This window comes from Acinetobacter tandoii (genome assembly GCF_008867985.1).
GTDB classification, from domain to species: Bacteria; Pseudomonadota; Gammaproteobacteria; order Pseudomonadales; family Moraxellaceae; genus Acinetobacter; species Acinetobacter tandoii.
In genome coordinates, this window is the sequence record NZ_VXLD01000049.1 from 1 (window position 1) to 213 (window position 213).

At 49.3% G+C, this 213-nt stretch carries 1 protein-coding gene; it reads right to left on the bottom strand.

Annotated elements, in window-relative coordinates; translation table 11 throughout:
- The coding region (locus F4W09_RS17040) for a CoA-transferase (protein ID WP_335878910.1) at positions 1 to 213 on the bottom strand (213 nt) is incomplete at its 3' end.

The window sequence follows — 213 nt, forward strand, 5'->3', positions numbered from 1 at the left end:
CACTGCACCGGCTTTCAACAGTTTCGCCAGACCATAATCGCCATTGCCTGCATTGTTGCTGACGATGGTGAGGTCTTTACGTCCAAGTTTGATCAGCCCGTCAATGAGTTCAGCAGGTTGTCCTGCTGTACCAAAACCACCAATCATGATGGTTGAGCCGTCTTGTATCTGGGAGAGCGCTTCCGTTAAGGTCGCTGCACTTTTATCTATCAT